Below are 12213 nucleotides of genomic sequence, written 5' to 3' on the forward strand. Positions count from 1 at the left end.
CCCGTGCAGGGATTAATTCACGAACGCGCCGAGGCGCTACTTGGCGGCCTTGATCTTATCAAGAACCTTGCCTTCCATGGCCTCGAGCTTGGCCGGCACGGGCGGATACCACTTGATGTTGTCGATGGCCGCCTGCGGGAAGCAGCGATCGAAGTAGGCCTGCACCTCGGGAGCCACGAACTTGCCCGCACCCGCGGAAGCCGTGGGCGTCTTCTCCTGCGTGGTAAAGTAACCGGCGTTTTCTGGGCGCAGCATGAAGTTGATCCATTTGTAGGCGGCCGCGGCGTTCTCGGCCTTGGCCGGAATGGTGAAGGTGTCGATCCAGCCCAGCGCACCCTCGATGGGAGCCACGAAGTCGATGTCCTTGTTCTCCTCATGCAGTTTCCAGCCGCCATTGTCCCAGGCTTCGGCAACGAAAACCTCGCCCGAGCGCACGGACTCCAGCAGAGCGTCGCCGTTGGCCCAGTAGTTCTGCACATTGGGCTTGGCCGCGATGAGGGTCGCTTCGATCTTGTCCAGCATGGCCTTGTAGGCGGCCGGGTCGCCATACAGCGAGAAGGGGTCGTAGCCCAGGGCGAAGCCCATGGCGATGAGCGTGGGACGCTTGAGGCGGTAGCTCACGCGCCCCTTGTACTTGGGATCGAGCAAGGCCTTGTAGCTGTCCGCGCCGGGGGCCTTGGCCTTGTTGACCACCAGGCCCGAGGTGCCCCAGCAGAAGGGCGCGGCGTAGGACTTGCCGGCCACCTGGGTGTTCTTCTTCACGGCCGTCAGCATGGAGGGAATGACTTGGCCTGCATCGATCTTGGAGTAGTCCAGGGGCTGGTAGATCTTGAACTCCTCCTGCACCGAGGAGATGCGATCCTGACTGGGCTGAGCCAGGTCGAAGCCCGCGCCGCGGGTGGCGCGCAGCTTGGCGATCATCTCTTCGTTGTTGGAGTAGGTCACCTCGACCTTGATGCCGGTTTCCTTCTCGAACTTGGCCACCAGCTCCTCGGGGGCGTAGCCCTTCCAGGTCAGGAGCTTGAGCGTTTCGGCCTGGGCCGCCGAAGTCAAGGTCGCCAGCATGAGCGCGACCAGCACGATGACTCTCTTCATTGCGAAACTCCGTGGTTGGCGTGAACAGGTGTTGCGGAAGAGCAAGCTACACGCGATCATCGATGCATTTATAGAGATTCAAAGTGACGATCCTGATGCGGTCCATCCGAAGAATGGAAGATTCCGGTTTCCACTAAGCTTGCGCGGGTGCAGGCCCAACGTCGTCACTACAGATTCTGAGACACCCTTACGGATACTTAAGCGTAATTAATGCCTTTGTCTATGCCGGGAAGCTATTTATCCGATAACTGCTGATCCTGATACCGGTGGCGACCGGTCGCGATCTGGACGGCTATTGCGCTCGAAGCTTGCGTCCCGCGCCAGGGGCGGTATGGTGTACGACTTATGAGAGTCTGGACGGGCAGGCCCCGCGCCAGAATTCACGACACCTCAAGCAAGGAGAAACCAATGCGTCTGACCCGATTAGCCCTTTCGACTATCCTCGGCGTGTTCATCCTTTCCGCCCCGCTGCACGCGGCCGCGCCGGCCCAGGACCACTCGGCCCATGGCGGAACCCGCACGGGCGCAACTGCAAAGCCCTTCGGGCTCACGCCCGAGCAGACTCAGGCCGCGCAGAAGATCTACGCCAGCCAGGGCAAGAACATCTGGATGCTGAGCCAGCAGATCAAGGCCAAGCACATGGAGCTGAAAGCCCTGAGTGTGGCCGACAGCCCGGACCAGAACAGGATCAAGACCCTGGCGCGGGATATCGCCGGACTTACCGAGCGTAAGGTGATGGCGGAGGTCGAAATGCGTCAGCAGCTCATGAAGCTCGGTGTTCCGGTTTGGGGCATGGGCGGTGGCATGGGCATGGGCATGGGAGGCGGTGGAATGGGAGGCGGCATGGGCATGGGCGGCGGAATGAGCGGCGGCTGTCCCATGATGAGCGGCGGTCATGGTGGAGCGCCCGGCGTCGGCGCTAGTCCCGGTGGAGCAGGCTCGGGGGATCTTGATAGCGAGTAGGCCCTGACACGTTGAGCCAAAAGTTGGCCTGAAATTTGGGAGAGCGCGCCGCTCTGGCGGCACGCTCTCCCCATGAGAGGAACGAGGCGATCTAGAGCAGATCGCATTTAAGACGCCGCTCCGGTGTTGACGGCGCAAGTGAATTGCGCCTACGCCTACGCGGCGGCAAGCCATGCCGACGCATGGCTTGCAGAGCATTTTCAAAAGCAAAATGCTCTAAACGAGCCTGCTGATGACGATCAGGGCGATGATGATCAGCGCAAGAACCAGGATGATCATCATGGCCTTGGAGCGACCCTTCTTGTCCTTGGCGTCATACACGCCCACGGTTCTGCCGGGGCCAGCGGCCTTCCTTTCCACGTCTTCTCGTTCATTGCCTGTGTGCAGCTTCGCCATGGTATCTCCTTTGCGCAGCTTGCGGCTTTGAGCCTGGTTTGCTTACGCTCCGGGCCGCCGACCACGGCCGCGCGTGCCTTGCTCCACCTCGACTTTCGTCTTGCGGGCTTTCTCGCGCACCGTCTCGGTGCGCTCCGTGGCTTCCTTGCCTATGTGCACCTCTTCCGTTACGCGGGCTTCCTTCGAGACCACGGGCTCTTCCGATGTCTCGCGCACTTCGATGGTCTGCTCGCGGAAGGCGCTCTCCCGATCGGCATCGGTCAGGGGACGATCCACAGGGCGCCGTTCGACCGTGGCATGCTCCTCGCGCAAGGTGACCCGTTCCTCGACCGGCTGCTCGACCACCCTGGTGTAAGCGCGCACAGTGCCCCTCTCCACTTCGCGCTTGCCGACGTGTATTTCCTCCTCTGTCACCGGGAGGATCGTCTCGCGCTCCCTGGCGATCTCCTCTGTCGTGTAGGGCGCGGCTCGTTCGTCGAAGCGCTTCCAGCCCGTCGCCTTCCATTGTTCGGACCGCCTGTCGATGTCGATGGCACCCTTGCGGTGCATGATGTCCGCGGCACGGTCGGCCGAATCGTCATCGGTGCTCACGGTAATGAGCACTCCACCGCGCCGTACGCCTTCCAGGTAATAGTGGGCATGGTCTTCAGGTATGCCCATGCTCGTCAGGTCATCACGGGCATTTCTGGCGTCTCCTCCTCTGGATTTATCGGCAGTCTTCCAGGAGTACCCCCCGTGGCCGGCTGTCTTGTCGATCATCAGCAGGCTGATGTCATCGCGGCTGAATCCGCTGGTCACCAAGTCCTGCACGACATCCTGAGCCGACATGGGAGTGTCCATGAATCCGGCAACTGTCTTTGCCATAATGTGCCTCCTTGAGTCCTACTTATTGATGAAGCGGTACGGAGCGCAGGCTGACCTGTGCCGCACGCCTCCCGCATTCAACGCTTCTTCGGCTCACGTGGAGCCTGCGCATCCACATGCTCCACAACGGCCTCCTCGCTACGCAACACGACGCGTTGCGGCTCCCTGACGGTCTTGGATTTGCGTGTGATGTGAAGCTCTTCCTTGAGCAATAGGCGCTTTTCCACCACCAGGACCTCCTCCACGACAGGCATGATGAGCGTATCTTTTTCCTGCCGCATGGCAGGGGCCTGATCCACGTAACGGTTGATCGGCACCCTGGATATCTGCGCCTCCTGGCGAAGGAGCGGCTCGCTGATGACTTCTTCCCGCTCATGTACGATCTTCTTGACTCGAGTTGTGCCGGTATCCAGCGTATGTTTTTCCACGTGGAGTTTCTCTTCGACAACTGGAATGATCTGATTATCCGTAGATGTAGCTTTGCTTGGGGTGTTTTCTTTAATGTTTATCATTGTCTGTTTCTCCAGTAGCAATCCAAAGTTTAATTCTTTAAGTGCTTACAAAATTAAGTACTTGCAAAATGAATAAATTTAGAGCCAAGTAAGGCTTGTAATAATTAATATTATACTCATTTTGTAGAATTTTTTCGCGTAGCTCCGTAGTAATTAGTCTGACATGTGCGCTTATTAGTCATGATACAATACAGAAATAATATGGCTCTATTGTCAACATGTATTCGAGATGAGGACGGATAAAAAGCTTCTGGTTAGCCTAAGAGCCGGATTTATCCTGAGAATTGATTAATAGCTTCAAATTGGTAGTGGCTAGAGCCATTTGCATAAAAAATGGGAAGATCCTTGCCTGATCATAGCTCCATCAGGTGTGGCATCGCACTGAAAAGACTGAGTTCCTTCTTGAATTGCTATAAGGTCGGCAGGCCGGACAAGGATGGCGAACCTGTTTCAAGAGCAAGTCGCCAATGGAGTATGCGGGTCCAGGTCGTCCCACCAATCCGGAAAGGCCCTGGTGAGTGGGGTCTTGGAAGGCAACGCTCTGCTCAATTTTTATGCAACGGCTCCGGAAAGCTGATGCCAGCCCCAGGGGGTGTCATCCGCAAGATGCGCGCGGCGAAGCTGAAGCGAGTGGCTTCAAGGTCGGGTCGATTTGCATGAAGGGAAGACCGCCAGATCGGAAGCGCCGAGGGAGCGAGATCAAGTCATGAGATCAGGTCGTGATGACCTGCGGAGAAAAAAACAGCCGCGAGCAGGAGAGTGTTCCTGTTCGCGGCTGCATGCGGATCAAATAATCATTCGCTAAACAGCCCGCGCGGCTCGTTTGCCGATCGGGCGCAAGCAGGCTGCTGCAACCCGCTGCTACCAGGGACCAGGCTGCGACGAAGCCGCCGGAATCAGCTTACATCCCAGGTCTGGCCTTGGGGCGTGTCCTTGACCTCCGCGCCCATGGCCGCAAGCTCGTCGCGAATGGCGTCGGAGCGGGCAAAGTCCTTGCCTGCACGGGCTTCCTGGCGCTGGGTCAGCAGGGCCACGACCTTGGCCGTATCGATGCCCTTGCGCCGGGCGCGGCAGGCGCGCAGCTCGTCCACGAATTCCTGCGGCTGGCTGTAGAAGACGCCGAAGACTTGCGACCAGCGCGCCAGATCGTCCAGCACGCGCTGCCAGAAGTCGCGCGCGCCTTCGCTCTTGCGCATGGCTTTGTCGTCCATGACCCGGCCGGCCAGGCGCACGGCTGTGAACACATGGCCCAAGGCCGCGGCCGTGTTCAGGTCGTCGGTCATGGCTTCGTCCCAGGCCTTCTCCGCGGTCGACAGCTCGTCGATGATTTCAGTGGGCAAGGCGGCCTTGCTCCACTTGTCCTTTTGCAGAGCCTCGCGCATTTGGCCCATGGCCGCATAGATGCGCCGCAGCCCCTTTTCGGCCTCTTCCAGGCTCTCGAAGGAGAAGTCCAGCGGGCTGCGATAGTGCTGGCCCAGCAGGAAGAAGCGCAGCACCTCGGGCATGAACTTGTCCAGGATGTCGCTGATGGTGAAGAAGTTGCCCAAGGACTTGGACATCTTCTCCTGGTTTATTTGCACGAAGCCGTTGTGCACCCAGAAGCGGGCCAGCTCGCCGTCAGTGGCGGCCTCGGTCTGGGCGATTTCGTTCTCGTGGTGCGGGAAAATCAGGTCCTGGCCGCCGCCGTGGATGTCCAGGGGCAGATCGACGTACTTGGCGGCCATGGCCGAGCATTCCAGGTGCCAGCCGGGCCGGCCCTTACCCCAGGGGCTTTCCCAGAAGGGCTCGTTGGGCTTGGCGGATTTCCACAGGGCGAAGTCCAGGGGGTCTTCCTTGGCCTCGCCGGGCGTGATGCGCGCGCCGGCACGCAGGTCGTCGATGTCCCGGCCCGAGAGCTTGCCGTAGGGCTCGAAGGCCCGCACGCGGAAGTACACGTCGCCGGAGAGGGTCTTGTAGGCCCTGTCCTTGGCGATGAGTTCCCCGGTCAACGTGAGCATCTCGGGGATATGCTCGGTGCACTTGGGCTCGATGTCGGCCCGCAGCACGTTCAGCTTGTCCATGTCCTCGTGGAAGGTCTTGATATACTTCTCGGCGATCTCCTGGGACGACACGCCGCGCTCATTGGCCCGGTTGATGATCTTGTCGTCAACGTCCGTGAAGTTGCGGATGAAGGTCACCTCAAGGCCGGTGCTGCGCAGGTAGCGCACCAGGATGTCGAAGACCACCGCCGAGCGGGCATGGCCGATGTGGCACAAGTCGTAGGCCGTGATGCCACATACGTACATGCTGACCTTGCCCGGGACGCGGGGCTCGAAGGGTTCCTTTTTTCTGCGCAGGGTATTGTAGAGCTGCATGCATTCTCCGCTTGCGTGGTCTGCTTGGGCCGCCGCCATGATCGTGTTGCCGGTCCGCTCGGGACGTGGGCGGCGAGCCTGCGGCGTGGGGGTGTTGTGCGGCCGAAACTCCCCATAAACCCCAAATTCCCGGCGAGGTCAATGCGCTCAAGGACGCTGGCCGCCGGGCCGTGCGTGGCGGAGGTCTGGGTGAGACGACAACCGGGTCTGGCGGCGGTCAGGGCATGCGGCTTGGCCGGCGTCCGAATCGACGCATGGCCAGCTTGTCCACCTCGCTAACCACCAGCACCGAGGAAGCCACGGCCAGGCACATGAGCAGATCAAAGCCCGATAACGGCACGGTGCGCACCAGCCATTCGAGCTGCGGCACGTAGAGCACCATGAGCTGGGCCAGCACGGCCAGGCCGATGGCCGCGAAGAGCAGGGGATTGTGCAGATGGTTCATACGAAACACGGAGCGGCGCAGGGAGCGGCAGTTGAAAACCTGGAAGATTTCGCAGCAGACCAGCGTGGTCAGGGCCAGGGTGCGGGCCTCCTGCAGACTGCGTCCGGCAGCCATGGCCGTGTTGAAGACGTACAACACGCCCAGGGCCTCGACCGCGCCTATCAGCAGGATGCGCCGCAGGAGCGTGCCCGAGAGGATGCCAGCCTTGGGATTACGCGGCGGCTGGTCCAGGATGCCCGGCTCGCCTTCCTCGAAGGCCAGGGCCACGTCCTGCAGGGCGCCGGTTACGAAGTTGAGCCAGATAATCTGCGTGGGGTTGAGGGGCAGGGGAAAGCCGAGCAGCAGCGTGCTCAGGATGGCCAGCAGAATGCCCGCGCCGCCGGCCAGCAGGTATAGGGTGACCTTGCGGATGTTCTCGAAGACGATGCGGCCTTCCTCCACGGCGTGGAAGATGGAGGCGAAGTTGTCGTCGGCCAGGACCATGTCCGCGGCCTCCTTGGCGACCTCGGTGCCGGTCCGGCCCATGCTCACGCCGATGTGCGCGGCCTTGAGCGCTGGCGCGTCGTTCACTCCGTCGCCGGTCATGGCCACTACCTCGCCGCTAGCCATGAGGGCCTGGGCGATGCGCAGCTTGTGGCGCGGGGAGACGCGGGCGAAGACAGATACATCGGCCACGCGTTCCCTGAGCTGCGCGTCATCCAGCACTTCGATCTCACGCCCGGTCAGCGTCTTGGGCTCCGGGCCGCCGATGCCGATCTGGGCCGCGATGGCCTTGGCCGTCACGACGTGGTCGCCGGTGATCATGGCAGTGCGGATGCCGGCCCTGGCGCAGCCGGCCACGGCTTCGGCCGCTTCCTCGCGCGGAGGGTCGATGATGGCCGCAAGGCCGGCGAAGATCACGCCCTGGGCCAACTCTTCGGTCAGCTCCTCGAAGGACATGCCATGGGGCAGCTCCTTCCAGCCCAGGGACAGCACTCGCAGACCCTCGCGGGCCAGCTCCTCGGCAGCTGCCAGAACCTCCTCGTGGCCGCATTCCACTTGCGAACGCTGCAAGGCGCAGATATCCAGGAGCTTTTCCGGCCCGCCCTTGAGGAACACGTAATAATGGCCGTTGCGCTCATGCAGCGTGGCCATGAAGCCCCGGTGCGACTCGAACGGAATGACGGCCCGCGTGGGCCAGAGCGCGCGCTCCCGCTCCGGATCCATATTCGCCTTCATGGCCGCCACGATGAGCGCGGCTTCGGTCGGGTCGCCCTTTATGGCGGCCATGCCGTCCACCCATTCGATACTCGACTCGGTGCACAGGAGGCCGATGCGCAGGGCCATTTCCAGATCCGATCCGGACGGCAGGCGTGCCGGCTCGCCGCTTTGCCTGTCGGTGATGCTTCCGTGCAACTCGTAGCCGCTGCCTCTGACGTCGAAATAGCGGCCCATGGAGTACAAGGCGCGTACGGTCATCTCGTTGCGCGTGAGCGTGCCGGTCTTGTCCGTGCAGATGACCGTGGTGGAGCCAAGGGTCTCCACGGCGTGCAGCTTGCGGATGACCGCGTTGCGCTTGGCCATGCGCGAGACGCCGATGGCCATGGTGATGGTCACCACCACGGGCAGGCCTTCGGGGATGATGGCCACGGCCATGGCCACAGCGGTCATGAACAGGTCCATGCCCGTCACGCCCGGTGCAAGGCCCAGCAGGCCTAAGGCGAACACGAGCAGACTCATGCCCAGCACGGCCAGGCCCAACCGCTTGGCGAAACGATCGAACTTGTCCTGCAGCGGCGTTTTGACCAGGGAGACCGTGCGCACGTCCTCGGCGATCTGGCCCACCAGCGTGGCCCGGCCGGTGGCCGTGACCACGCCTCGTCCCCGGCCCGCGACCACCACCGTGGACATGAAGGCCAAGTTGGCGCGGTCGCCGGCCGGCAGGTCGATTGCGTCGAGCGTCGCCGTGGCCTTGTCCGCGGGCACGGATTCGCCCGTGAGCGCGGCCTCCTCGATCTTCAGCTCCTTGGCCGAGAGCAGACGCAGGTCCGCCGGCACGCGGTCGCCCGAGACGAGCAGCACGATGTCGCCGGGAACCAGCAACGCATTCTCGACTTCTTGTTCCTTGCCGTCGCGCAGCACCCAGGCCCTGGCTTTGACCATGCCGCGCAGGGCGCGGATGGACTTCTCGGCGCGCAGCTCCTGCCAGTAGCCCAAAGCCGTATTGACGAGAATGACCGCCAGGATGACCAGGGCATCCTTGACGTGGTCCAGAACCGACGTGACGCCGGCCGCGGCCAGCAGGATATAGATGAGCGGGCTCTTGACCTGATCGAGCAGCAGTTTGAGGCGGTCGAGGCCTTCCTCTTCGCCAAGGTCGTTGGGGCCGAAGCGTACGAGCCGCCGCGCGGCTTCGTTCGGGGTGAGGCCCTGGGGCGAGCTTTCCAATCTTTTCAGCGCCTCGTCGGCGCTCAGCGTGTGCCAGGCAATGCCCGTGATGTTTTGTTGCATGGCGTTGGCCGTCTCCAGCCTTCGGTCATAACAGTGATGGGATGGCCCCGTCGTCTTTCCTACAAAAATATGGATGAAGCGTTAGCCAACATCCTCGAAGGAGGCCATCCCGTCACTGATAACAGAATTTACAGGCTTCGTCGCTCAAACCAGCGGAAGAGCAGGATTGCGCCGATCGTGAATGCGGCGATGACGAGCCAAGGGCTTACGCCGAGCACTCCGGGCAGGGTGATTTTGCCGAAGTTGCCCCAGGTCATGACCGTGGACTTGAGCGTCGGATATGTCTCGGCGAACAGGGCCGCTCCGGCGAGCATGCCGAGAATGCCGAAAGAGGCGTCGAGACGGCCTTCGCCGAGCGCGCCAAGGGACGTGCCCGGACAGTAGCCCAGGAGTCCCCAGCCGACGCCGAACAGAAGGCCGCCGATGACGATGGAGCCGACGACCATGGGCTTGATGCTTAGAGCGACCAAGCCTAGGCCGTGCAGGAGGTATATGCCCACGGAAGCCACCAGGACGCTTGTGAGCATGAACTTGATGATTGTCATGTCGCGCAGGCGCAGGGCGCCGAGTTGCGCATCGTAGCGCACCACGCGGGCGCGCTGGAGCAGGAAGCCGAACAGGATGCCCGTAATCAGGCCGGCCAGGAGCGTGCTCATCTGGACCTCCTTGGCAGACCCCAGTGGTTGGAGCCGTAGATCAGGCGGGCGGTGATCATGCCGCCGATGAAGAAGCAGACCAGCGCGACGAGGCCGGACAGCGCAAGCTGGAGCGAACCGCTCAGCCCATGGCCGCTGGGTCAGCCGCCGGCCAGCCGTGCGCCGTACATGGCCACGACGCCGCCGAAAAAGGCTGTCAGTCCGCGCTTGCCGATCGACGGCCCAAAGCGCTCCCGCCAGGAGTCGGGCACGGCCTGCAGCCGGAACGACCCGGATGTGAGCGCTGAAATGAGCGAGCCCGCGAAGATGCCCACCACGAACATCCACTGCCATTCAATGATGGGCTTCTCCTTGGCGAAATACTCCAGGGCTTGGACATGCTCGGGATTGAAGAGCTGCTCGATCATGCCCGCGCCGCGCACGAAGGTGGTCGATGCACCCACGTATTTGCCCGCAATCCAGACGGAGGCCACGATAAGCAGACCGGCAAGCGCACCGGCTAAATAAGGGTTCCAACGACCGTGATCGTTTTTGGGCATAAACGCACCTCGCGATGAGAAGGTGAAGAGAGTGAATACCTTATATGCATAGCATGGACATATTTTTATGTCACGTCGAGGCGGTGTGGCACAGGTCTGAGCATGGTGCGGCCGTGGGGGGAGATAATTTGCGCGGCGGGGGATAAAGGGCAGCCATCTATTGGCGAATGCCGGAACGAAGCACGCTGTGGCACTTCGCCAATACACTGCGCGGGTCCAGGGGCGCACTTTATCCGGGCTTTATCCGGAATAGCGGAATGGCTCTGGCGGGAGTGGGGTCGGGAGAGGGCAGCGCTTCTTCCAATTCAAATGCAGGTCGCTTTAAGGACGAATCGGCTCGGGTTCCAGGCGACTTTCCAGGCGAAGAGATTACGCCACGGCGTGAAAGCTGTGGCGCGAGGGGATGCGCGGGTCGCCCTTATTTGGCCGGAAGCCCGGACGAGTAAGAGACCGGAAAGACTGAATCTTCTCCCAAATTGCGTACGACGGCTATGGAAGCCGGCGCAGGCCCGTGACCAGGGCCACGGCCTTGATGCCTTCCTTGCGGCCCGTGAATCCCAGGCCTTCCTCTGTGGTGGCCTTGACGTTGACCATGGCGGCCGACAGCCCCAGCAGGTTGGCCACGCTCTTGCGGATATCCTCACGATGCGGGGCCAACTTCGGAACCTGTGCGATGACCGTCAGGTCGACATGCATCAAGCGCAGCCCTTCGCGCCGGGCCAGCAGGAGCACCTCCGACAGGAGCAGGGAACTGGCCGCATTGTCCCAGGCCTTGTCCGTGTCCGGGAAGTGCGTGCCGATGTCGCCCTTGCCCAGGCAGCCGAGCACGGCGTCGGTCAGGGCGTGCAGGAGCACGTCGCCGTCCGAGTGGGCCAGCACCTCGGGCGCGCCGGGGATCGGCACCGTGCCCAGGACCATGGGCCGGGCGGGCTGTTTGGGGTTCTCGGTCGCCTGGGCGTAGCGGTGCACGTCGTAGCCGAAGCCGGTCACGCTCACTTCGGGCATGGCCTGTTCCTCCAGGAGCCGCAGATCCTCTGGGTTGGTGATCTTCACGTTGCAGGCCTCGCCCGGCACCACGCGCACCTCGCCGCCGGCGAGCTCCATGAGCGAGGCGTCGTCCGTGACCTGCCAGTCTTCGGTTTCGGCGCGTTCGTGCGCCTGGCGCAGCAGGGCCAAATCAAAGCCCTGGGGAGTCTGCACGGCCGCCAGTTCCTCGCGGAGCAGGGTTTCGGCTACGCGGCCGCCGTCCAGCCCGCCGCTCACGCGCTTGATGGTGTCGGTCACGGCCAAGGCCGGGATGACGGACTGCGCGCCAGCTTCCAGTGCGACGCAGATGCGCTGCACGAGCGACGCGCTCATGAAGGGCCGAGCGGAGTCGTGCACGAGCACGCGGCCGCAGTCGTGGGGCAGGGCGGCCAATCCGTTGCGCACCGAATCCTGACGCCGCGCGCCCCCGGCCACGGCCAGCCAGGGCAGGCCCAGGGAGTTGGCGGCGTCCAGCGCGCGGACTTGCGCGGCGCAGGCTTCAATCTCCTCGGGCGGGAAGACGAATACCAAGCCCTTGATGGCGACCACGCGCGCGAAAGTCAGGGCCGAATGCCAGAAGAGCGGCAGCCCCTGGAATTCCAGGAACTGCTTGCGCCGACCTGCACAGGCATTAGCCAGCCGCGTGCCCGAGCCGGCGGCCAGCAGCACGGCCCAGGTGTGGCCCCACTTGTGGGAAGACAAAATCATGCGTGCCTCCACCCCTTCCAAAACTTGGTTCCGTTGCGCGGGAAGAGAGGGTTTTGATTCGGGCCAAGGGATACAGGGGTTTTTGCGGGAGGTAAAGATGGAAGCCGGAGTAGCGGTTGATGCGGTGGTGGGTATATTGTCACTGTTCACATTGATCATTGTGCA

General features: G+C 62.4%; 10 protein-coding genes. 1 reads left to right on the plus strand and 9 read right to left on the minus strand.

All coding sequences use genetic code 11. From position 1 onward, the window contains the following. Nucleotides 1-36: 36 nt before the first annotated feature. On the minus strand, nt 37-1095 hold the full coding sequence (locus H585_RS0118495) for an extracellular solute-binding protein (RefSeq protein WP_027368920.1): 1059 nt from the start codon (nt 1093-1095) through the stop codon (nt 37-39). A gap of 408 nt (nt 1096-1503) precedes the next feature. On the opposite strand from H585_RS0118495, the gene H585_RS0118500 reads away from it, so the two are divergent. Further along, nucleotides 1504-2058 (plus strand): periplasmic heavy metal sensor, encoded by a 555-nt coding sequence (locus tag H585_RS0118500; RefSeq protein ID WP_027368921.1) that lies wholly within the window; start codon nt 1504-1506, stop codon nt 2056-2058. 216 nt (nt 2059-2274) lie between these two features. On the opposite strand, the gene H585_RS0118505 is transcribed toward H585_RS0118500, so the two are convergent. From H585_RS0118505 to ispD, 8 genes are all read right to left on the minus strand, one after another. Continuing rightward, nucleotides 2275-2454: a hypothetical protein gene (locus tag H585_RS0118505; protein ID WP_014260500.1), complete on the minus strand. Its 180-nt coding sequence runs from the start codon at nt 2452-2454 to the stop codon at nt 2275-2277. A 42-nt stretch (nt 2455-2496) separates the two neighbouring features. Then, nucleotides 2497-3318: a DUF2382 domain-containing protein gene (locus tag H585_RS0118510; protein ID WP_027368922.1), complete on the minus strand. Its 822-nt coding sequence runs from the start codon at nt 3316-3318 to the stop codon at nt 2497-2499. Nucleotides 3319-3395: 77 nt separating this feature from the next. Further along, complete coding sequence (locus H585_RS0118515; RefSeq protein WP_027368923.1) at nt 3396-3830, minus strand: YsnF/AvaK domain-containing protein; 435 nt, start codon at nt 3828-3830, stop codon at nt 3396-3398. A gap of 896 nt (nt 3831-4726) precedes the next feature. After that, nucleotides 4727-6184 (minus strand): cysteine--tRNA ligase, encoded by a 1458-nt coding sequence (gene cysS / locus H585_RS0118520; protein WP_027368924.1) that lies wholly within the window; start codon nt 6182-6184, stop codon nt 4727-4729. A gap of 217 nt (nt 6185-6401) precedes the next feature. After that, nucleotides 6402-9119 carry a cation-translocating P-type ATPase gene (locus H585_RS0118525; RefSeq protein ID WP_034628477.1) on the minus strand — a complete coding sequence of 906 codons (2718 nt, stop codon included), beginning with the start codon at nt 9117-9119 and terminating at the stop codon, nt 6402-6404. Between the two features lie 128 nt (nt 9120-9247). Further along, nucleotides 9248-9775: a DUF6691 family protein gene (locus H585_RS0118530; protein WP_027368926.1), complete on the minus strand. Its 528-nt coding sequence runs from the start codon at nt 9773-9775 to the stop codon at nt 9248-9250. Further along, on the minus strand, nt 9772-10314 hold the full coding sequence (locus tag H585_RS21755) for a YeeE/YedE thiosulfate transporter family protein (protein ID WP_154658861.1): 543 nt from the start codon (nt 10312-10314) through the stop codon (nt 9772-9774). Before H585_RS21755 ends, H585_RS0118530 begins: the two co-directional genes overlap by 4 nt. A 489-nt stretch (nt 10315-10803) precedes the next feature. Beyond that, nucleotides 10804-12048 (minus strand): 2-C-methyl-D-erythritol 4-phosphate cytidylyltransferase, encoded by a 1245-nt coding sequence (ispD, locus tag H585_RS0118540; protein ID WP_027368927.1) that lies wholly within the window; start codon nt 12046-12048, stop codon nt 10804-10806. Nucleotides 12049-12213: the final 165 nt, after the last annotated feature.

Origin of the sequence: Desulfocurvibacter africanus subsp. africanus DSM 2603 (assembly GCF_000422545.1) — a bacterium.
GTDB lineage: Bacteria > Desulfobacterota > Desulfovibrionia > Desulfovibrionales > Desulfovibrionaceae > Desulfocurvibacter > Desulfocurvibacter africanus.

Excerpts from the sequence above, each read along its gene's own strand:
- H585_RS0118495 (WP_027368920.1), bottom strand. The coding sequence starts at position 1,095 with ATGAAGAGAGTCATCGTGCTGGTCGCGCTCATGCTGGCGACCTTGACT.
- H585_RS0118500 (WP_027368921.1), top strand. The coding sequence starts at position 1,504 with ATGCGTCTGACCCGATTAGCCCTTTCGACTATCCTCGGCGTGTTCATC.
- H585_RS0118505 (WP_014260500.1), bottom strand. The coding sequence starts at position 2,454 with ATGGCGAAGCTGCACACAGGCAATGAACGAGAAGACGTGGAAAGGAAG.
- H585_RS0118510 (WP_027368922.1), bottom strand. The coding sequence starts at position 3,318 with ATGGCAAAGACAGTTGCCGGATTCATGGACACTCCCATGTCGGCTCAG.
- H585_RS0118515 (WP_027368923.1), bottom strand. The coding sequence starts at position 3,830 with ATGATAAACATTAAAGAAAACACCCCAAGCAAAGCTACATCTACGGAT.
- cysS (WP_027368924.1), bottom strand. The coding sequence starts at position 6,184 with ATGCAGCTCTACAATACCCTGCGCAGAAAAAAGGAACCCTTCGAGCCC.
- H585_RS0118525 (WP_034628477.1), bottom strand. The coding sequence starts at position 9,119 with ATGCAACAAAACATCACGGGCATTGCCTGGCACACGCTGAGCGCCGAC.
- H585_RS0118530 (WP_027368926.1), bottom strand. The coding sequence starts at position 9,775 with ATGAGCACGCTCCTGGCCGGCCTGATTACGGGCATCCTGTTCGGCTTC.
- ispD (WP_027368927.1), bottom strand. The coding sequence starts at position 12,048 with ATGATTTTGTCTTCCCACAAGTGGGGCCACACCTGGGCCGTGCTGCTG.